This is a genomic window from Collimonas humicola (genome assembly GCF_018304945.1).
GTDB classification, from domain to species: domain Bacteria; phylum Pseudomonadota; class Gammaproteobacteria; order Burkholderiales; family Burkholderiaceae_D; genus Collimonas; species Collimonas humicola.
This window is the reverse complement of record NZ_JAGQEE010000004.1, coordinates 382297-402855: the sequence shown is the minus strand read 5'-3', so window position 1 is coordinate 402855 and position 20559 is coordinate 382297. Positions and strand designations below refer to the sequence as shown.

15 protein-coding genes are annotated in these 20559 nt (G+C 59.7%); 13 read left to right on the top strand and 2 right to left on the bottom strand.

Annotation, left to right across the window (positions count from 1 at the left end):
- Nucleotides 1–70: 70 nt before the first annotated feature.
- On the bottom strand, nt 71–703 hold the full coding sequence (gene ompA / locus KHU30_RS15760) for an outer membrane protein OmpA (RefSeq protein ID WP_211443563.1): 633 nt from the start codon (nt 701–703) through the stop codon (nt 71–73).
- Nucleotides 704–988: 285 nt separating this feature from the next.
- Nucleotides 989–1507, bottom strand: coding sequence for an OmpA family protein (locus KHU30_RS15755; RefSeq protein ID WP_230427404.1), 519 nt, complete (start codon nt 1505–1507; stop codon nt 989–991).
- A gap of 420 nt (nt 1508–1927) precedes the next feature.
- Here KHU30_RS15755 and gyrA point away from each other — a divergent pair, with 420 nt between their 5' ends.
- The 13 genes from gyrA to KHU30_RS15690 all read left to right on the top strand — a co-directional run bounded on the left by gyrA (nt 1928) and on the right by KHU30_RS15690 (nt 20559).
- Nucleotides 1928–4594: a DNA gyrase subunit A gene (gene gyrA / locus KHU30_RS15750; RefSeq protein WP_211443561.1), complete on the top strand. Its 2667-nt coding sequence runs from the start codon at nt 1928–1930 to the stop codon at nt 4592–4594.
- Between the two features lie 150 nt (nt 4595–4744).
- The gene (gene serC / locus KHU30_RS15745) at nt 4745–5845 is read left to right on the top strand and encodes a 3-phosphoserine/phosphohydroxythreonine transaminase (RefSeq protein WP_211443560.1); all 1101 of its coding nucleotides are present in this window, start codon (nt 4745–4747) and stop codon (nt 5843–5845) included.
- Between the two features lie 83 nt (nt 5846–5928).
- On the top strand, nt 5929–7002 hold the full coding sequence (gene pheA, locus KHU30_RS15740; protein WP_211443559.1) for a prephenate dehydratase: 1074 nt from the start codon (nt 5929–5931) through the stop codon (nt 7000–7002).
- 75 nt (nt 7003–7077) lie between these two features.
- A complete protein-coding gene (gene hisC / locus KHU30_RS15735) occupies nt 7078–8184 on the top strand; it encodes a histidinol-phosphate transaminase (protein ID WP_211443558.1) in 1107 nt (368 codons plus the stop codon).
- A 33-nt stretch (nt 8185–8217) separates the two neighbouring features.
- Nucleotides 8218–9123 carry a prephenate dehydrogenase gene (locus KHU30_RS15730; RefSeq protein ID WP_211443557.1) on the top strand — a complete coding sequence of 302 codons (906 nt, stop codon included), beginning with the start codon at nt 8218–8220 and terminating at the stop codon, nt 9121–9123.
- Entirely contained in the window at nt 9123–10463 is a 1341-nt protein-coding gene (aroA, locus tag KHU30_RS15725) for a 3-phosphoshikimate 1-carboxyvinyltransferase (protein ID WP_407928090.1), read from the top strand. The genes KHU30_RS15730 and aroA overlap by 1 nt, the downstream gene beginning before the upstream one ends.
- A gap of 14 nt (nt 10464–10477) precedes the next feature.
- Nucleotides 10478–13966: a DEAD/DEAH box helicase gene (locus tag KHU30_RS15720; protein ID WP_211443556.1), complete on the top strand. Its 3489-nt coding sequence runs from the start codon at nt 10478–10480 to the stop codon at nt 13964–13966.
- 66 nt (nt 13967–14032) lie between these two features.
- Nucleotides 14033–14704: a (d)CMP kinase gene (gene cmk / locus KHU30_RS15715; protein ID WP_211443555.1), complete on the top strand. Its 672-nt coding sequence runs from the start codon at nt 14033–14035 to the stop codon at nt 14702–14704.
- Nucleotides 14705–14931: 227 nt separating this feature from the next.
- Nucleotides 14932–16653, top strand: a complete 1722-nt coding sequence (gene rpsA, locus KHU30_RS15710) for a 30S ribosomal protein S1 (protein ID WP_061943781.1) — start codon at nt 14932–14934, stop codon at nt 16651–16653.
- A 29-nt stretch (nt 16654–16682) separates the two neighbouring features.
- Entirely contained in the window at nt 16683–16988 is a 306-nt protein-coding gene (locus KHU30_RS15705) for an integration host factor subunit beta (RefSeq protein ID WP_098494048.1), read from the top strand.
- A 406-nt stretch (nt 16989–17394) separates the two neighbouring features.
- Entirely contained in the window at nt 17395–17709 is a 315-nt protein-coding gene (locus KHU30_RS15700; protein WP_211443554.1) for a LapA family protein, read from the top strand.
- 242 nt (nt 17710–17951) lie between these two features.
- On the top strand, nt 17952–19127 hold the full coding sequence (gene lapB / locus KHU30_RS15695; protein ID WP_211443553.1) for a lipopolysaccharide assembly protein LapB: 1176 nt from the start codon (nt 17952–17954) through the stop codon (nt 19125–19127).
- 49 nt (nt 19128–19176) lie between these two features.
- Nucleotides 19177–20559, top strand: coding sequence for a UDP-glucose dehydrogenase family protein (locus KHU30_RS15690; protein ID WP_211443552.1), 1383 nt, complete (start codon nt 19177–19179; stop codon nt 20557–20559).

Below are 20559 nucleotides of genomic sequence, written 5' to 3'. Positions count from 1 at the left end.
TTTATACGAAAAAAAACCCCGCCGAGGCGGGGTTTTGATCGAGTCTGAATCGATTGTTTGCTGGTGGCAATTACTTGCTTGTACCAACAACTTCGATTTCAACGCGACGGTTTTTAGCGCGGCCAGCAGCAGTCTTGTTGTCAGCGACTGGTTGCGACTTGCCTTTACCTTCGGTGTAAACACGGTTGGATTCGATGCCCTTGTGTACCAGGTATGCCTTGACAGCTTCAGCGCGGCGAACCGACAGCTTCTGGTTGTAAGCAACGGAACCGACCGAGTCAGTGTGACCAACAGCGATGATGACTTCCAGGTTGATTGCGCCCAGTTTCGATGTCAGGTCATCCAGCTTGGCTTTGCCTTCTGGCTTCAGGACAGCTTTGTCGAAGTCGAAGAATGCGTCAGCAGCGAAAGTAACCTTTTGCGATACTGGAGCTGGTGCTGGTGCAACTGGAGCTGGTGCTGGTGCAACTGGAGCTGGTGCAGCTTGAGCGATTTCGCCGTCGCAACCTGGAACCGAGTCAGCTGGTGTCCAGTAGCCGGTGTGCCAGCACAGACCGTACGGGTCACGTGCGATAACACCGCGTGCATCTTGCACGTAGGCGCTGTTAGGAGTAGCCGCCTGGATATCTTTGATTTCCTGCGCAGAGGCAGAGAGTGCGACGACTGCGGACGCAGCGAAGACGAGTTTTGCTAATTTATTCATGTTTCTCCTCTCGGTTGAGATATCCGCAGATTAACTGCGCAACTAATATACGACATCAAAAATTGGATAGTACCACGTGGTTCAGGCCGTTACGTATGGGATTGACCATACGCAATGAACTTGACCATCATTCTGCCACAGGCAGCAAGCGCTAGCGAAGGATGCCAAATGATCCAGCACACGTTTTGCCTGCTTCGTTGTTTTCATACAACATAACATTATGAAAACATCACCACGGGCGACATATTACATCGGCGTAAGCAAAGTATCTATTTTATTTTAAAATTATTGTATTTTTATCACTACTCTGCGGTTCGGGCTGAGGCAGGCGATGCGTTTTTGGATGCTTAGTTTGTTGCTGCAGGTCACTATTGGCTCGGCCGCGCCAGCGCCTTTTGTCTCTATCCTGTTGTTCACGCCTTTGCTTTTTAGATAACTGGCGACGCTGGCGGCGCGTTGTGTCGATAACTTCCTGTTATATGCATCTGTTCCAAGGTGATCGGTGTAGCCGGTCACCAGGATGACCTTGGCACCGCCGCAATTGAGCAGTTTTGCGATGGTGTTTTTATCAATTTCTTGCTTGGCGGCTTTGCTCAGGATTGCTTTTCCAAAGCTGAAAATGCTATCGCTGGCCAAAGTGAACTCACATTGAGCGACCACAGCCGGCGCCACGGGTTGCTCAGCGGCAATTGCAGGGGCTGCTGCCAGCGCCGGCGCAATGGTTTTCATCACCGGCGACACCAGTTCGCCATCGCAGCCGGCGACCGCATCGTTGGCATCCCAATAACCCGAGCGCCAGCACAAGCCATCCTGGCTGCGCACCACCGGACCGCGGCCGTCCTGCAGATAAGCGCTTTTTTCGGGGGCGGCCTGGATATCGGTAGTCTGGGCCAGGCTGGAGTGGGCCGCAAAGCCGCAAGCCGAACCTAGCAATAGGCTCAGCGCAATAATATGACGCATAAATTATTTCCTGATAGAAATGGCGAGGGCGCACAAGGCAATCCCCCAAAAGCCGGGCAAGGCGGCATTTAAACATATTTTTTCGGGCCGCCAGGTTTTCGGCCCGCAACGCCTTGCCTGAAAAGCCAGAACTGCCTCTTCCGCGTGCTAAAATCACGCGGTTATACCTGCGTTTCAAGCCGCATTTCGCCAGCAACTGGCAGATCGCTCCGGAACGTTGGTTCTATATTGATCAACCCAAGTAAAGATTGGCCGACTCGCTAAATGGATCAATTCGCTAAAGAAACAATCCCGATTTCCCTCGAAGAAGAAATGCGCAAGAGCTACCTCGATTACGCCATGAGCGTGATCGTAGGCCGTGCGCTGCCGGATGTGCGCGACGGCCTCAAGCCGGTGCATCGCCGCGTCTTGTTCGCGATGCATGAAATGAACAACGTCTGGAACCGCCCGTTCGTGAAATGCGCGCGCGTGGTCGGTGAAACCATGGGTAAGTATCACCCGCACGGCGACGCGTCGATCTATGACACGCTGGTGCGCATGGCGCAACCGTTCTCGCTGCGCTACATGCTGGTCGACGGCCAGGGCAACTTCGGTTCGATCGATGGCGACGGCGCGGCAGCGATGCGTTACACCGAGTGCCGCCTGGACAAGATCGCCGGCGAACTGCTGGCCGACCTGGATAAGGAAACCGTCGACTTCGTGCCGAACTACGACGGCAAGGAAAAGGAGCCGTCGGTGCTGCCGACGCGTATTCCGAACCTGCTGATCAACGGTTCATCCGGCATCGCGGTCGGCATGGCGACCAACATCCCGCCGCACAACCTGACCGAAGTGATCGACGGCGCGCTGCATGTGCTGCGTAATCCTGAATGCTCGATCGACGAGCTGATCGAAATCATCCCGGCGCCGGATTTCCCGACCGCCGGCATCATCTACGGCGTCTCCGGCGTGCGCGACGGTTATCGCACCGGCCGCGGCCGCGTGGTGATGCGCGCCAAGACCCATTTCGAAGAATTCGGGCGCGAAGGCCGCACCGCGATCATCATCGACGAACTGCCGTACCAGGTAAACAAGAAGGCCTTGCTGGAACGCATCGCCGAGCTGGTGCGCGACAAGAAACTGGAAGGCATTTCCGACCTGCGCGACGAGTCGGATAAATCCGGCATGCGCGTGGTGATCGAGCTCAAGCGCGGCGAAGTGGCCGAGGTGGTGCTGAACAATCTGTACAAGCAAACGCAGCTGCAAGACACCTTCGGCATGAACATGGTGGCCCTGGTCGACGGTCAGCCAAAACTGCTGAACCTGAAGCAGATGCTGGAATGCTTCCTGTCGCACCGCCGCGAAGTCGTCACGCGCCGTACCGTGTTCGAACTGCGCAAGGCGCGCGAACGCGGCCACGTGCTGGAAGGCCTGGCGGTAGCGCTGGCGAACATCGACGATTTCATCGCCCTGATCAAGGCGGCGCCGACGCCGCCGGTAGCGAAATCCGAACTGATGGCGCGTGCCTGGGATTCTTCCATGGTGCGCGAAATGCTGGCCCGCACCGGCGAGGAAAACCTCGGCGGCGTGGAAGCCTTCCGTCCGGAAAACCTGCCGAAGCATTACGGCATCCAGACTGACGGCATGTATCGCCTGTCGGACGACCAGGCGCAGGAAATCCTGCAAATGCGCCTGCAGCGCCTGACCGGCCTGGAGCAAGACAAGATCGTCAACGAGTACAAAGACGTGATGGCGCAAATCGCCGACTTGCTGGATATCCTGGCCAAGCCGGAACGCGTCACCGTCATCATCACCGACGAAATGACTGCGGCCAAGAACGAATACGGCATCGGCAACAAGGATGAGCGCCGTTCGCAGATCGAGCATAATCCTACCGATCTCGGCACGGAAGACCTGATCACGCCGCAAGACATGGTGGTGACCTTGTCGCACACCGGCTACATGAAGGCGCAGCCTGTTTCCGAATACCGCGCGCAGAAGCGCGGCGGCCGCGGCAAGCAAGCGATGGCGACCAAGGAAGACGACTGGATCGACCAGCTGTTCGTCGGCAATACCCATGACTACATCTTGTGCTTCAGCAATCGCGGCCGTCTATACTGGCTGAAGATCTGGGAAGTGCCGCAAGGCTCGCGCAACTCGCGCGGCAAGCCGATCGTCAACATGTTCCCGCTGCAGGATGGCGAGAAAATCACGGTGGTGCTGCCATTGTCCGGCGCCAACCGCAGCTTCCCTGAAGACCGTTATGTCTTCATGTCGACCAGCCTGGGCACTGTCAAGAAAACGCCATTGTCCGACTTCAGCAATCCGCGCAAGGCAGGGATCATCGCGGTCGACCTGGATGAAGGCGATTTCCTGATCGGCGCCGCGCTGACCGACGGCCAGCATGACGTCATGCTGTTCTCCGATTCCGGCAAGGCAGTGCGCTTCGACGAAAACGATGTGCGTCCGATGGGCCGCACCGCGCGCGGCGTGCGCGGCATGAACCTGGAAGAAGGGCAGCAAGTCATTGCACTGCTGGTCGCCGAAAACGAACAGCAATCGGTGTTGACCGCGACTGAAAACGGCTTCGGCAAACGTACCCCGATCACCGAGTACACGCGCCACGGCCGCGGCACCAAGGGCATGATCGCGATCCAGACCAGCGAACGCAACGGCAAGGTGGTGGCGGCAACGCTGGTGGAACCTAGCGATGAAATCATCCTGATCACCACCGGCGGCGTCCTGATACGCACCCGTGTCGCGGAAATCCGCGAAATGGGCCGCGCTACCCAGGGCGTGACGCTGATCGCGGTGGAAGACGGCACCAAGCTGAGCGGTTTGCAGCGCGTGGTGGAATCCGACGCCGAGGTCGATGCTGAAGCGGAAGCCGGCGCAGAGGCTGACGCCGGCAGCGCAGCGGCAGGCGATGCTTCCGAGGCAGCGCCGGAGTAATCAAGCAGGCAGCGCGGTCCAGCCAGCCTGGGCCGCGCATTGTTTCGGGCTTGACCGGCAACATCGCAACAACACAGCAACGCCATCTGTTAGGCCAAAGTTTTCTACGTAGTCTCTGCAATCCCGGTTCTTTATCTGACGACATTCATCATGCCTATCTATAATTTTTCTGCTGGTCCTGCCGTGTTGCCGAAAGAGGTGCTGCAGCAAGCTGCTGCTGAAATGCTGGACTGGCAGGGCAGCGGCATGTCGGTGATGGAGATGAGTCATCGCGGCAAGGAATTCATGTCTATCCTGGCCGCCGCGCAGCACGATTTCCGCGAACTGTTCGCGGTGCCGGACAATTACAAGCTGCTGTTCATGCAGGGCGGCGCGATTGCCGAGAACGCGATTGTTCCGCTCAACCTGCTGGGGCGCAAAGGCCAGCCGGCTACCAGCGATTACATCAATACCGGCTCCTGGTCGACCAAGTCGCTGAAAGAGGCGCGCCGCTACGGCAACGTCAACGTCGCCGCTTCTTCCGAGGATCGTCATTTCGCACAAATTCCTGAGCGCGATAGCTGGCAGCTGTCCAAAGATCCGGCCTACGTCCACATCTGCACCAATGAGACCATCGACGGCGTTGAATATCAATTCACGCCTGATATCGCGACGGAAACCAATAACGCGCCGCTGGTAGCCGACATGTCTTCGCACATCCTGTCGCGCGTGGTGGATGTTTCCAAGTACGGCGCGATCTACGGCGGCGCGCAAAAGAATATCGGCCCGGCCGGCCTGACCCTGGTGCTGGTGCGCGAGGATTTGCTCGGCCATGCCTTGCCCGCCTGTCCATCCGCCTTCAACTGGAAAATCGTCGCCGACAACGATTCGATGTACAACACGCCGCCAACCTATGCGATCTACATCGCCGGCCTGGTGTTCCAGTGGCTCAAGCGGCAGGGCGGCGTCGCCGCGATGGAGCAGCGCAATATCGCCAAGGCGGCACTGCTGTACGATTACCTGGATTCCACCGATTTCTACCGGACCAAGATCGCCAGCAGCTGCCGCTCGCGCATGAACGTGCCTTTCTTCCTGGCCGATGAAACGCTGAACGAATCCTTCCTGGGCGGCGCCAAAGAGCAGGGTTTGCTGCAGCTGAAGGGCCATAAATCGGTAGGCGGCATGCGTGCTTCGATCTATAACGCCATGCCTTTGGAAGGCGTGCAGGCGCTGGTGGCGTATCTGAAGGAATTTGAAAAGCGGCGCGGCTAGCGTGCCACATTGCGCGCGCTTTTTCGGCAAGCGGTTGCCGATGTGTGCCGGACCCGGTAGTAGAACCAGAGATAGAAACAAACATGAGCGAAGATAAACTCCTACCCTTGCGTCAGCAGATCGACGCGATTGACGCCGAAATCCTGGCCTTGCTGAACCGCCGCGCGAAAATCGCGCAAGAGGTCGGCCACGTCAAGGCTGAAACCAATGCCCCGGTGTTCCGTCCTGAACGCGAGGCGCAGGTCTTGCTCAAGGTCGCCGAACGCAATCCCGGACCGCTGCAAGGCGGCGACGTGCAGACCATTTTCCGCGAAGTGATGTCAGCTTGCCGCGCGCTGGAAAAGCGCGTGACGGTAGCTTATCTGGGACCGGCCGGCACCTTCAGCGAACAGGCGGTGTACCAGCAGTTCGGCCACGCGGTGGAAGGCCTGCCGTGCGTCTCGATTGACGAAGTGTTCCGCGCGACGGAAGCCGGTACCGCCGACTTCGGCGTGGCGCCGATCGAGAACTCCTCGGAAGGCGTGATCAACCGCACCCTCGACCTGCTGCTGCAAACCACGCTCAACATCAGCGGCGAAGTGTCGATTCCGGTGCATCACAGCCTGATGACCAAGGAAGGCACGATGGCCGGCATCGCCCGCATTTGCGCCCATTCGCAGGCGCTGGCGCAATGCAACGCCTGGCTCAACCAGCACTATCCGAATATCGAACGGCAGGCGGTGGCATCGAATGCCGAAGCGGCGCGCATGGCCAGCGAAAATGAAGCCGTGGCGGCGATCGCCGGCGAGATGGCTGCGCAAAAATACGACTTGCAGGTCGTCAGCGCGAATATCCAGGACGATCCGCACAACCGCACCCGTTTCGCCGTGGTGGGCCGCCTGCAGAACGGCGCCAGCGGCAAGGACCAGACTTCGCTGGTGCTGTCGGTGGCGAACAAGGCCGGCGCCGTCTACAAGCTGCTGGCGCCGCTCGCCAAGCATGGCGTTTCGATGACCCGTTTTGAGTCGCGGCCAGCGCGCATGGGCGCATGGGAATACTATTTCTATGTCGACGTCGAAGGCCACGCGGCAGACGAGAAGGTAGCCAAGGCACTGGACGAACTGCAGCAGAACGCGGCGTTCTACAAGCTGCTGGGATCGTATCCGCGCAGCTTTTAAGAGGCGTTTTGGCGCGCACTTGTTTAGCGCATTCATTCAATTATCTCGTTCATTATTTCGTCCTGAAAGCAGACAATGTCAATTCAATTTGGTCCAGAGTATGTACGCGCCATCGCCCCGTATCAGGGCGGCAAGCCGATTGCCGAAGTAGCGCGCGAATTCGGCCTGGACGAAGCCAAGATCATCAAGCTGGCCTCCAATGAAAACCCGCTGGGCATGCCGGAGTCGGCGCGCCTGGCCATGCAAAAGGCAGTAGCCGATATCGGCCGCTATCCGGATGCCAACGGCTTCGACCTGAAAGCCGCAATCACCGCCAAGTACGACGTGCCGGCAGAGTGGATCACGCTCGGCAACGGCAGCAACGACATCCTGGAGCTGGCGACCCATGCTTTCGTCCAGGCCGGACAAGCCGCCATGTACGCCGAATATTCTTTCGTCGTGTATGCACTGGCGACGCAGGCGGTCGGCGCCCGCGCCATCGTGGTCAAGGCCAAGGATTATGGCCATGACCTGGAGGCGATGGCCAATGCGATCACCGCCGACACCAAGCTGATCTTCATCGCCAATCCGAATAATCCGACCGGCAGCTTCATTCCGGCCGCCGAGCTGGAAGCATTCCTGGCGCGCGTGCCGCCGCAGATCGTGGTGGTGCTGGACGAAGCCTATAACGAATACCTGCCGCCGGAATTGCAATACGAGTCGATCGCCTGGGTGCGCAAATATCCGAACCTGCTGGTATCGCGCACCATGTCCAAGGCGTACGGCCTGGCCGGCCTGCGCATCGGCTTCGGCATCGCGCAACCGGTGATCACTGATTTGCTGAACCGCATCCGCCAGCCGTTCAATGTCAATTCGCTGGCCCAGGCTGCGGCCGTGGCGGCCTTGAACGATACCGAATTCTTGCAGCGTAGCGCGCAGTTGAACCGCGACGGCTACCGTCAGCTGACGCAAACCTTCGATGAGCTGGGCCTGGAATATGTGCCGTCGTTCGGCAACTTCGTGATGGTCAAGGTAGGCGCCGACGAAGGCGCCGGCGCGCGCGTCAACCTGGCGTTGCTGAAGCAGGGCATCATCGTGCGCCCGGTCGCCAACTACGGCTTGCCGCAATGGCTGCGCGTCACCATCGGCCTGCCGCAAGAGAACGCGGCATTCATAGCCGCATTGAAGAAACTGCTGGCCTGAACGGCAGGGTCCTGATCAATCTTTATTGAAGCAATGCTTGTGTTCAAGAAAATCGCAATTTTTGGCGTCGGACTGATCGGCGGATCGTTTGCCCTGGCTTTGAAAAAAGCCGGCGCGGCGGAGCGGATCGTCGGCGTCGGCCGCCATCTCACGACTTTGCAGCGTGCCAGGGAGCTGGGAATCATCGACCAGATCGCCAACGGCGTGGCTGATGCCGCCGCCGATGCGGACCTGATCCTGATCGCCGCGCCGGTGGCGCAGACTGGCGCCATCCTGGCCAGCATCGCGCCGCATCTGCAAGCCGGCACCGTCGTCACCGACGCCGGCAGCACCAAGTCTGACGTGGCGCTGGCGGCGCGTGCCGCGCTGGGCGGCAAGATCGGCCAGTTCGTGCCCGGCCATCCGATCGCAGGCCGCGAACAGAACGGCCCGGAAGCCGCGCTGGCGGAACTGTATGTGGGCAAGAAAGTGGTGCTGGCGCCGCTGCCGGAAAATTCGGCTGTGGACGTGGCCAGGGTGGCCGCTGCCTGGCAGCAGTGCGGCGCCTTGATCCATCAACTGTCGGCGCAGCAGCACGATGCCGTGTTTGCCGCGGTCAGCCATTTGCCGCATGTGCTGGCGTATGCGCTGGTGGACGACATTGCCAACAAGCCGCACGCGGCGTCGCTGTTTCAATACGCGGCCAGCGGTTTTCGCGATTTCACCCGCATCGCCGGCTCGTCGCCGGAAATGTGGCGCGATATTTCATTGGCCAACCAAAGCGCCTTGCTGGGCGAGCTGGATGCCTACATGATGCAGCTGGGCCGTATGCGCGCCTTGCTGGCAGCCGGCGACGGCCCGGCGCTGGAAGCGATCTACAGCAACGCGCAGCAGGCAAGGCACAACTGGATCAGCGCCATCGAGGCGGCCGAGCAACAGAACAAGGAAGGTGGCGATTAATGACTATGCAACGCAAACAAAGTTATCCCGAGTACCTGGATTTGCATCCTGTGGCAAAAGTCCAGGGTACGGTGCGGCTGCCGGGTTCCAAAAGCATTTCCAACCGCACTTTGCTGCTGGCGGCGTTGGCTAACGGTACTACCCAAATCCACGACTTGCTGGCTTCTGACGATACGCTGGTGATGCTGACCGCGCTCAAGAAACTGGGCGTCGCCTGGGAGCAGGCCGAGGGTACGCAAACCTATACCGTGCACGGCTGCGGCGGCGCCTTTCCGGTGCACCAGGCCGATCTGTTCATGGGCAATGCCGGCACCGCGATCCGTCCCCTGACGGCGGCGCTGGCAGCCATGGGCGGCGACTACACGGTGCACGGCGTGGCGCGCATGCATGAGCGGCCTATCGGCGACCTGGTCGATGCGTTGAACGCAGTCGGCACGCGGATTGCGTATACAGGCGTGGCCGGCTTCCCTCCCTTGCATATCCAGCGCGGCCAGCTGCATAGCCAGCGGATCCAGGTGCGCGGCAATGTGTCCAGCCAGTTCCTGACGGCACTGCTGATGGCGGCGCCGCTGATGGCGAAGCATGAGGCGGTGACGATAGAAGTGATCGGCGAACTGATTTCCAAGCCCTACATTGAAATCACCCTGAACCTGATGCAGCGTTTCGGCGTCACCGTGGCGCGCGACGGCTGGCAGGCGTTTACGGTGGCTGCCGGCGCACAGTATCAAAGCCCGAAAACCATCCACGTCGAAGGCGATGCCTCGACCGCTTCCTATTTCCTGGCGGCCGGTGCGATTGCAGGCGGCCCGTTGCGGGTCGAAGGCGTCGGCAAAGACAGCATCCAGGGCGACGTCCGTTTTGTCGAAGCGCTGGAGCAGATGGGCGCCAGCATCACGATGGGCGACAACTGGATCGAAGTCTCGTCCGGCGGCGCGCTGAAAGCCATCGATGCCGATTTCAACCATATCCCCGACGCCGCCATGACGATTGCGATCGCGGCGCTGTACGCAGAAGGCACCAGCACCTTGCGCAATATCGCCAGCTGGCGCGTCAAGGAAACCGACCGCCTGAGCGCCATGGCGACCGAGCTGCGCAAACTGGGCGCGACCATCGAAGAGGGCAGCGACTATTTGCGCGTGACGCCGCCGGCGCAGTTGCAGCCGGCCACGGTCGACACCTATGACGACCATCGCATGGCGATGTGTTTTTCGCTGGCTTCGCTGGACGGCGCGGCACGCCGCGGCACCACTGTGCGCATCAACGATCCGCAATGCGTCGCCAAGACTTTCCCGGATTATTTCACCGTGTTCGCGCAGATCGCCGAGCAGAAATTATTGTAAATGACAGGTCGCGCATGAATCTGACACTTGCCGATGTGCGCGACCTGTTTCGCCAGGTAACCTATGATCATGGCCAGGAATACGTGCGCCAGCGCCGCGTGCTTGCGCTGGAACAGGATGGCGACGTCCTCAACGCCACAGTCCAGGGCAGCGGCAGCAACGTCTATCAGCAGGAAATCACGCTGTCGATGTTCCGCGATGCGCCGGACATCGACAGCGTCTGTTCCTGTCCGGTTGGCTCCAACTGCAAGCACGTGGCGGCGGCCTTGATCGAATATCTGCAGCGTCCTTCCGCCGATCAGCTGGCGCTGGCGCCAGTACCGCCAGTACCGCCAGTACCGCCAGCGATGCCCGCCGTCGCCGCGCCCAAGCCGGCCGTCGCCAAAGCCAGTCCGCCGCCCGCTCTGGCGCGGACGATGGAAGCGTGGCTGACCCGGGTCCAGGGCGAAATCGCCGGCGCCGTTGCGGCGCCTCCGCAGCATGCCGGCTTGCGCCAGAAAGCCGCCACCCACCAGGTGGTTTTCGTGCTGTCCGCTGCCTACAACGGCAAGAAGGCGGTGCTGCACCTGTGCAAGGCGCAGCCGCGGCCCAACGGCCAGTTCCAGTCCGCGCAGCCGGTCACGGACGTGCCGCGCCTGCTGGCTGATCCGGCCGTGTTCCTGCGTCCCGAAGATCGCGATCTGATCGGCTTGTTCGTCGCCCAGAACGACGGCAATCATGCCCAGCATGCCGCCTGCGAGCTGAGCGGGAAACTCGGTGCGCAGCTGTTGCGCGCGCTGCTGCTGCAACAGCGTCTGCTGTGGGCCAATTCCCTGCCTGACCTGGCGAAGGGCACCGCCTATCCATTGCAGCTGGCCGCGCCGCGCCGCGCCAGCCTGACCTGGCATGAAGCGCCGGACGATGGCCGCGACGCTGCGCGCGATCTGTGGCAGCTGGGCTGGCAATTTGAAGCGGAAGCCGCGAACGGGGCAGCGTCTGTGCGCAAGAGCCTGGATTACATGTTACCTACCGAGCCGCCCTGGTATATCGACAATCTGTCCTGCGGCGAGCTGCTGCTGTCGCAGCGCAATACACGAATCTCCAGCAAGGCGCTCAACGATCTGGTGATCCAGGCGCCGATGCTCGACCCTGACGATAGCTTGGCGGTTGCCCAGCAATTGCTGACGCAGGGTTTGAACGATGTGATTCCCTTCCCGCCGCAGGTGATCCAAACCGTGCGCCGCGACATTGCACCGCAGCCCTTGCTGGTGCTGGGCAATCTCCCCAGCGTCAGTAATCCATCGATGCAGGATTTCGCCGAGCTGCATTTCCGCTACGACGGCGCAATCGTCTCGGCCCAGTTTGCCGCGGCCCTGAGCCGCAATACGCCGGCCGGGATCGAGCAGATCATGCGCGACCAGGCCGCCGAAAACGCCTTGCAGCAAACCTTGCTGGCGTTCGGCATGCGCGCGCTGGAAGGGACGCAACATCCGCTAGCCATGATGCCCGGCATGTTCATGCTGCCGGACCAGTCAGCCTGGCTGCGCTTTGCGAAAGAGGGATTGCAGCAGTTGATCGCGCAAGGTTGGCAGATCGAGAAGCGTGCCGAATATCGTTTCGATGTGGCCGAAGTGGAAGACTGGTATGCCGAGATCGCCGAAGCGGATGATACGGCGGGGGCGGGCAGCGCCGGCGCCTCCTTCGACCTGCAGATGGGCATCGTGGTCAACCGGCAGCGGGTATCGCTGCTGCCGCTGCTGGTGGATTTGATACGCCATGCACCGCAGGATTTCGATCCGCGCGCCATGGCGCTGCGCGACGACCAGGATGAACTGCTGGTGCGCCTGAGCGACGGCGTGCATGTCGCCATGCCCTGGGGCCGCATCAAGCCCATCCTCAATACCCTGGGCGAACTGTATTTCACTGAAAAATCGGAAGGTCCGGTGCGCTTGTCCGCACTCGATGCGGCGCGCCTGGCTGAGCTGGATGCCGGCAACCAGCTGCGCTGGGTGGGCGGCGAGCGGCTGCGCAGCATGGGGCAGAAGCTGCTGACTTTCGGCGGCATCAAGCAGGTGTCGGCGCCGCCCGGCCTGCAAGCCACCTTGCGCGATTACCAGCTGCAAGGATTGGCGTGGATGCAGTTCCTGCGCGAATACGACCTGGCCGGCATCCTGGCCGACGACATGGGCCTGGGCAAGACCGTCCAGACCCTGGCGCATATCCTGACCGAAAAGCAAAGCGGTCGCCTGACCGCGCCGGCGCTGGTGATTGCGCCGACCAGCCTGATGGACAACTGGCTGCAGGAGGCGGCGCGCTTTGCGCCCGATCTGCGCGTGCTGGTGTTGCAGGGCAAGCAGCGCCTGGAACAGTTCGAGCAGATCGCCGGATTCGACCTGGTGCTGACCACCTATGCCTTGCTGCCGCGCGATGAAGAGCGCTGGCGCGAGCATGCCTTCCATCTGCTGATCCTGGATGAAGCCCACTACATCAAGAACCCGCGTTCCAAGGTGGCGCAAAGCGCGGCTTTGCTGAATGCACGGCATCGGCTGTGCCTCAGCGGCACGCCGGTGGAAAACCATCTGGGCGAACTGTGGGCGCAGTTTCATTTCCTGCTGCCGGGTTTGCTGGGCGATGAAAAGACCTTCAACCGCGACTTCCGCCAGCCTATCGAAAAGCAGGGCGATGCTACGCGCAGGGCCTTGCTGAGCCGACGCATCAAGCCCTTCCTGTTGCGCCGGACCAAGGACAAGGTGGCCAAGGAGCTGCCGCCGAAAACCGAGATGCTGCGCAGCGTGACCTTGAGCGGAGCGCAACGCGATCTCTACGAAAATGTGCGCCTGGTGATGGACAAGAAGGTGCGCGAGGAAATCGCCAAGAAGGGCGTCGCCCGCAGCCATATCGTGATCCTGGAAGCGCTGCTGAAGTTGCGCCAGGCTTGCTGCGATCCGCGTTTGCTCAAGACCGACCAGCCCGAGGCCGAGGCAGCGCAGGCTGAAATGCCGTCCGCCAAGCTGCTAGAGCTGTTGGAAATGGTGGAGGAGCTGCGCCAGGAAGACCGGCGGATTCTGGTCTTTTCGCAATTTACCAGCATGCTGACGCTGATCGCCGCCGAATTGCGCCAGCGCGATATCGGCTATGCGCTGCTGACCGGCGCCACCCAGGACCGGGTCGAACCGGTGCGGCAGTTCCAGGAAGGAGAGGTGCCGGTGTTCCTGATCAGCCTGAAGGCCGGCGGCGTCGGCCTCAACCTGACTGCGGCCGACACCGTGATCCATTACGATCCGTGGTGGAATCCGGCTGCCGAAAGCCAGGCCACCGACCGCGCCTGGCGCATCGGCCAGGACAAGCCGGTATTCGTCTACAAGCTGATCGCCAAGGGCACGGTGGAAGAGAGCATCCAGTTGCTGCAGCAAAAGAAGGCCGACCTGGCGCAAGCCATGTTGTCGCCGCAAGGGGATGAAACACAGAATGTCGGCCTGACCCAGGACGATCTGCAGGCAATTTTTGCGCCGCTGGCTGAGTGAGATGTTTTCGAACCGGTCAGCAAATAACTAACTGTATCAATTCAACAATAACAACTGAGTGCTCCTATGCCTAATTCCCCTATCCCTGTCATCACCATCGATGGCCCCACGGCATCCGGCAAAGGCACGGTCGCGCAAAAGGTTGCGCAGCATCTGGGTTTCCACTATCTCGATTCCGGCGCGCTGTATCGCCTGACGGCCTTGTCGGTCTTGCGGCGCAATACTCCGCTGGATGACGAACATGCGCTGGCCAAGGCGGCCGAGCATCTGCATTGTCATTTCAACGGCGCCCACATTTTCCTGGCGAACGAGGATGTCACCAACGATATTCGGGCCGAGGCTGTGGGAAATATGGCCTCGAAAATTGCTGCGATACCAACGGTGCGCCAGGCTTTGTACGGTCTACAATTGAGTTTTCGGCAACATCCCGGGCTGGTGGCCGACGGCCGCGACATGGGCACCGTGATATTCCCCCATGCCGCCCTCAAGGTGTTTTTGACCGCGAGTGTTGAAGCGAGGGCCCAGCGACGCTATAAGCAATTGATTGGCAAGGGTTTTTCTGCTAATATGGAAGACCTCTCAAAGGATTTGACGGAGCGCGATGCGCGCGATAGCAACCGCAGCTCTGCACCGTTAAAGGCCGCGCCAGGGGCGTATCTGCTGGATACTTCTGCAATGACTGCCGATCAGGCGGTCGAACAGATACTCAGCTGGCATGCCGCTGCCAAGCCGATCTGAACGAGAAATGAGTTGTAACCCAGCGTTTCCAGCAGCAAGCAGTAACAAAATTTGTTGTTTTTTTGCAGTACCTTGGTGTCCGGTCTGACGCAAAGTCTGGCCGGACGTTGAAAAACCTAACCCAATATTGACCGCGTCTTAGCAAGTGCTGTCGTAACCGCCGCTGTAACCGGTTACCCAAGTATTTTGCAGAGATAGGGCGGCAATACTGTCAACTAGTCAAAACTATGTCCATCACTGTTCTGTCCCCCGCATCTGCCGGTGCCGATGAATTTGCCGCGCTGTTTGAAGAATCGCTGTCACGTCAAGACATGCGTTCTGGTGAAGTGATTTCTGCTGAAGTCGTGCGCCTTGACCATAACTTCGTTATCGTCAACGCTGGCCTCAAGTCAGAAGCCTTCATTCCAATTGAAGAATTTAAAAATGACAACGGCGAACTCGAAGTAGCTGTCGGCGATTTCATCTCCGTCGCCATCGAATCGCTGGAAAACGGTTTCGGCGACACCATCCTGTCGCGCGACAAGGCCAAGCGTCTGGCATCGTGGCTCTCGCTGGAAAAAGCGATGGAGTCCGGCGAGATCGTTACCGGTACTGTCAATGGCAAGGTCAAGGGCGGCCTGACTGTCCTGACCAACGGCATCCGTGCCTTCCTGCCGGGTTCGCTGGTCGACACCCGTCCGGTCAAGGACACTACGCCGTTCGAAGGCAAGACCATGGAGTTCAAGGTCATCAAGCTCGATCGCAAGCGCAACAACGTTGTGTTGTCGCGTCGTGCCGTTATCGAAGCGTCGATGGGCGAAGAGCGCCAGAAGCTGATGGAAACCCTGAAAGAAGGCACCATCGTTACCGGCGTCGTCAAGAACATCACCGACTATGGCGCATTCGTGGACCTGGGCGGCATCGACGGCCTGCTGCACATCACCGACCTGGCATGGCGTCGTGTGCGTCATCCTTCGGAAGTGCTGACAGTCGGTCAAGAGATCACTGCCAAGGTTCTGAAGTACGATCAAGAAAAGAATCGCGTTTCCCTGGGCGTCAAGCAACTGGGCGACGATCCTTGGACCGGTCTGTCCCGTCGTTACCCGCAAAGCACCCGTCTGTTCGGTAAAGTCACCAACCTCACCGACTACGGCGCATTCGTCGAAGTCGAGCAAGGTATCGAAGGCCTGGTCCACGTTTCCGAAATGGATTGGACCAACAAGAACGTGGCGCCAAACAAAGTCGTTCAATTGGGCGACGAAGTTGAAGTCATGGTTCTGGAAATCGACGAAGACCGCCGCCGTATCAGCCTGGGCATGAAGCAGTGCAAGGCTAATCCTTGGGATGACTTCGCTGTTACCCACAAGAAGGGCGACAAGGTCAAGGGCGCGATCAAATCGATCACCGACTTCGGCGTGTTCATCGGCCTGGCCGGCAACATCGACGGTCTGGTGCATCTGTCGGATCTGTCGTGGACTGAAACCGGCGAAGAAGCCGTTCGTCGCTTCAAGAAGGGCGACGAGCTGGAAGCCATCGTTCTGGCAATCGACGTTGAGCGTGAGCGCGTTTCCCTGGGCGTCAAGCAGCTGGAAGGCGATCCGTTCAACAACTTCGCTGCAATGAACGACAAGGGCGCGCTGGTTTCGGGCACCGTCAAGTCGGTCGAGCCTAAGGGCGCAGTGATCCAGTTGTCGGACGAAGTCGAAGGCTACCTGCGCGCTTCCGAAATCTCCCGCGATCGCGTGGAAGATGCCGGTACGCACCTGAAGGTCGGCGATACAGTCGAAACCATGGTCATCAACATCGACCGCAAGGCTCGCAGCATCCAGCTGTCGATCAAGGCGAAAGACAATGTTGAAACGCAAGAAGCAATGCAAAAGCTGTCCTCGGCTTCGGACTCCAATGCAGCTTCCGGCACGACCAGCCTGGGCGCTCTGTTGAAGGCCAAGCTCGATAACAGCAAGAACTAAGCAATAACTAAAGTAAGCGAGTCAAGCTAATGACAAAGTCGGAGCTGATTGCCCGCTTGGCCGAACGTTATCCGCAACTGGTAGCCAAGGATGCGGATTACGCGGTGAAAACCATACTCGATGCAATGGCGGATGCCTTGGCAACCGGTCAGCGCATCGAGATCCGCGGATTCGGCAGTTTTGCGCTGAATCGGCGGCCACCGCGGATCGGGCGCAATCCCAAGTCCGGCGACAAAGTGATGGTGCCCGAAAAACGGGTGCCGCATTTCAAGCCTGGCAAGGAGCTGCGCGAACGAGTCGATGCGATGGTCGGGCAACCGATCCGGGAAGACTGAGTTATAAGCTTTGTACAAGCAGCTTGTACGAGCAAAATCGAAACGGCATCTTCGGATGCCGTTTTTTTTCACATAGGGCCTGTCCCATCTGATTTGGGAGTGCGAACGCGCGGCAGGCGACGCCTGCAGCCGTTCCCGGAGGGTTCAAGCCAAAATGCGCGCTGGCCGCGTTGCATGGCTTGCAGGGGCGACCTGCCCCTGCTACGCCACGCGCCTTGCCACCACGCATTTTGGCTTGAACGCATCTCCCAAATCAGATGGGACAGGCCCTATAATTTCGCATCATTTAAAGTTATATTGTTTGTGTATTAGGTGAGAATTTGCAAAAATGACAATGGTAAAACCGGTCAGCTGCAAATCGGACTAACTCATCAGCCACCATTACCCAATCACACGGAAAGGCATCATGAAAATCATTTCCAGAATTCTTTCGATCCTGCTCTTTGTCGTATTTTTCGGATTCGCGCTGCAGAACAAAGATAGCGTCAATCTCCAGTTCTTCCCCGGCACCACCATGCAAGGACCGCTGGTGCTGTTCCTGCTGGGTTTCTTTGTGTTCGGCGCGATCCTGGGCGTACTGGCGATGGCGCCATCGGTATTTCGTCACCGCCGCAATGCCACAAAAAGCAAGAAAGCCCTGACCACCATGCAGAAAGAACAAGAAGCACAACGGCTGGCAGAGTCACAAGCACCACAACCGGACAGCATCAAGAATATATAATGCCGCTCAGGGTTCGTTAAGACATAAGTTGGGTATTTGAGCGGACGTAACTGGATGTGATGCAAGCGGCGGCAACGCAGCAGCGCGCCAGCTACCGCCAGCACAAATGTTCAACTTATGTCTTAACGAGGCCTTAGTATCAAATCGAATGAGCCGCTGCCGTCGTAGCGGCTCACTCAATTTGCCGGCATCTTCACACCTGGGTCCGCACAGAATCCAGGTCACGCATAAAGCACACCCGTATGGAATTTGAAATTTGGTGGTTACTCGGCATCCCGGTCTTTTTTGGACTAGGCTGGATTGCCGCACGGGTCGATATCAATCAGCTGATATCCGAATCGCGCAGTTTGCCCCGCGGTTATTTCAAGGGTTTGAATTTCCTGCTCAACGAGCAGCCTGACAAGGCCATCGACGCCTTCATCGAAATCGTCAAGCTCGATCCGGAAACCGCAGAGCTGCATTTTGCGCTTGGCAATCTGTTCCGCCGCCGCGGCGAAACCGAACGCGCGATCCGGGTCCACCAGAATCTGCTGGCGCGTCCCGACCTGGCGCAGGAGCATCGCTTGCACGCCCAGTATGAACTGGGACAGGATTACCTGAAAGCCGGCCTGCTGGACCGCGCTGAAGAAAGCTTCCATTTGCTGGCCGGCAGCCAATACGGCGCGCAAGCCGGCCGTGCGCTGCTGGAAATCTACCAGCGCGAAAAGGAATGGCTGCGCGCCATCGAGGCGGCCCAGACCTTGCAGCAGTCCGGCGCAGGCGGCCGGCAAAAGGAAATCGCGCAGTTTTATTGCGAGTTGGCGCAGGACGAACTGGTCGACGGCCATCCCGAGCAAGCCAAGTCCTTGCTGGACCAGGCCCTCAGCAACGACCGCAACAGCGTGCGCGCCACCATGCTGCTGGGCGATGTGCACCTGGCGCAAGACGACGTCGAGGGCGCCTTGCATGTCTGGCGCCGGGTTGAGCAGCAAAGCGTGCTGCATGTGGCGCTGGTAGCGCAGCGCCTGATGGATGGCTATCGCGCTGTCGGCCGGCCGCACGAAGGCGTCAGCCTGCTGCGTTCCTACCTGGCGGAGGCTTCCTCCATCGATTTGCTGGAAGTGGTGTTCAAGGCCGTGCTGGAACTGGATGGGGTGGACGCCACCAATCAGCTGGTGAGCGATGAACTGCGGCGTACACCGACCTTGCTGGGATTGGATAAGCTGCTGGAAGCGCGCTTGATGAAAATAACGCCGGAAATGCATACCGAGCTGTCGGTAGTCAAGAATCTGGTGCACGGTTATACCCAGAAGCTGGCGCGTTACCAATGCAGCCACTGCGGCTTCAAGGCGCGCCAGTTCTACTGGCAATGCCCGGGCTGCAGCCGCTGGGAAACCTACCCGCCGCGTCGTACGGAAGAATTGAACGTAATGAATTAATCCCGCTGGCCCGCCCTGGTTCCGGCGGACAGCGCATTCACGGAATAACATGAAAATTACTATTATCGGTACCGGTTATGTCGGCTTGGTCACAGGCGCTTGCCTGGCTGAGCTGGGCAACGATGTTTTCTGCCTCGACCTCGATCAGGCCAAGATCGCCATGCTGAATGGCGGCGGCATTCCTATCCACGAGCCTGGCCTGGCTGAAATCGTCAGCCGCAACCGCGCCGCCGGCCGCTTGCATTTCTCCACCGACGTCGCTGCCAGCGTGGCGCATGGCCAGGTGCAGTTCATCGCCGTCGGCACGCCGCCGGATGAAGACGGTTCGGCCGACTTGCAATATGTGCTGGCTGCGGCCCGCAACATCGGCAAGCACATGACCGGCTTCAAGGTGATCGTCGACAAATCGACCGTGCCGGTGGGCACTGCCGACCGCGTCAGCGCGGCGATCCAGGAAGAGCTGGACGCGCGCAAGCCAGCCGGCGATGGGGTCCAGTTTTCAGTGGTATCTAATCCGGAATTCCTGAAAGAAGGCGCCGCGGTGGAAGACTTCATGCGGCCTGACCGCATCGTCATCGGCTGCGACGAGAGCGCCGCCGGCCAGCAGGCGCAAGCGCTGATGAAGCAGCTGTACCTGCCGTTTAACCGCAACCACGAACGTACTTTCTGGATGGATGTGCGCTCCGCGGAATTCACCAAATACGCCGCCAACGCGATGCTGGCAACCCGCATCTCGTTCATGAACGAACTGGCCAACCTGGCCGACAAGGTGGGCGCCGATATCGAAGCGGTACGCCACGGTATCGGCTCCGACCCGCGCATCGGCTACAGCTTCCTGTACGCCGGCTGCGGCTACGGCGGCTCCTGCTTCCCCAAGGACGTGCAGGCGCTGGAGCGTACCGCCCGCACCTATGGCCAGGAATTGCATATCCTGCGCGCGGTGGAGCAGGTCAACAACAACCAGAAGCACGTGCTCGGACAAAAGATCGGCGAGCGCTTCGGCGCGGACTTGAGCGGCAAGCATTTCGCGCTGTGGGGCCTAGCGTTCAAGCCGAATACGGACGACATGCGCGAAGCCTCGTCGCGCGTGTTGCTGGGCGAACTCGTCGCGCGCGGCGCCACGGTGGCCGTGCACGATCCGGTGGCGATGACCGAGGCCAAGCGGGTATTGGCGCTGGATCTGGCGGCGACGCCGGGCGCCTTTGAGCGCATCCGTTTCTGCGGCAACCAGACCGATGCCTTGCAGGACGCCGACGCGCTGGTCATCGTGACGGAGTGGAAGACTTTCCGCAGCCCGGACTTCGATCAAGTAAAAACGCTGCTGAAGACCCCGATCGTGTTCGACGGCCGCAATCTGTACGAGCCCGAAGTGATGGGCGAGCAAGGCTTCGAATATTACGGCATCGGCCGTTCGGTATTGGCGCGCGGATAA

Coding starts and splice junctions, on each gene's coding strand:
- aroA (WP_407928090.1), top strand. CDS start 9,123: ATGACTATGCAACGCAAACAAAGTTATCCCGAGTACCTGGATTTGCAT.
- pheA (WP_211443559.1), top strand. CDS start 5,929: ATGAGCGAAGATAAACTCCTACCCTTGCGTCAGCAGATCGACGCGATT.
- KHU30_RS15730 (WP_211443557.1), top strand. CDS start 8,218: ATGCTTGTGTTCAAGAAAATCGCAATTTTTGGCGTCGGACTGATCGGC.
- cmk (WP_211443555.1), top strand. CDS start 14,033: ATGCCTAATTCCCCTATCCCTGTCATCACCATCGATGGCCCCACGGCA.
- serC (WP_211443560.1), top strand. CDS start 4,745: ATGCCTATCTATAATTTTTCTGCTGGTCCTGCCGTGTTGCCGAAAGAG.
- gyrA (WP_211443561.1), top strand. CDS start 1,928: ATGGATCAATTCGCTAAAGAAACAATCCCGATTTCCCTCGAAGAAGAA.
- lapB (WP_211443553.1), top strand. CDS start 17,952: ATGGAATTTGAAATTTGGTGGTTACTCGGCATCCCGGTCTTTTTTGGA.
- ompA (WP_211443563.1), bottom strand. CDS start 703: ATGAATAAATTAGCAAAACTCGTCTTCGCTGCGTCCGCAGTCGTCGCA.
- KHU30_RS15700 (WP_211443554.1), top strand. CDS start 17,395: ATGAAAATCATTTCCAGAATTCTTTCGATCCTGCTCTTTGTCGTATTT.
- KHU30_RS15690 (WP_211443552.1), top strand. CDS start 19,177: ATGAAAATTACTATTATCGGTACCGGTTATGTCGGCTTGGTCACAGGC.
- KHU30_RS15705 (WP_098494048.1), top strand. CDS start 16,683: ATGACAAAGTCGGAGCTGATTGCCCGCTTGGCCGAACGTTATCCGCAA.
- rpsA (WP_061943781.1), top strand. CDS start 14,932: ATGTCCATCACTGTTCTGTCCCCCGCATCTGCCGGTGCCGATGAATTT.
- hisC (WP_211443558.1), top strand. CDS start 7,078: ATGTCAATTCAATTTGGTCCAGAGTATGTACGCGCCATCGCCCCGTAT.
- KHU30_RS15720 (WP_211443556.1), top strand. CDS start 10,478: ATGAATCTGACACTTGCCGATGTGCGCGACCTGTTTCGCCAGGTAACC.